The 206-nt window shown below is 35.4% G+C and carries 1 pseudogene; it reads left to right on the top strand.

Annotated elements, in window-relative coordinates:
- Window positions 1–206, top strand: a pseudogene (locus tag C1E99_RS00005) (ISL3 family transposase); the annotation flags it as partial.

Below are 206 nucleotides of genomic sequence, written 5' to 3'. Positions count from 1 at the left end.
ATTCAGGAAATACTGGAAAAACTCCTGTCTTTCTCCGAGGAACTACGACAGCACTATGAACTCTATCAACTTCTCTTATTCCATTTCCAAGAGAAAAATTCAGATCATTTCTTCGAACTTATCGAACAGGAAATAACCGCTGTTAATCCAATTTTCCAGACAGTATTTAAGACATTTCTAAAGGATAAAGACAAGGTTTTAAACGC

This window comes from Streptococcus suis (assembly GCF_002964045.1).
In the GTDB taxonomy this organism is placed as follows: domain Bacteria; phylum Bacillota; class Bacilli; order Lactobacillales; family Streptococcaceae; genus Streptococcus; species Streptococcus suis_U.
This window is presented reverse-complemented; position numbering and strand designations above follow the sequence as displayed.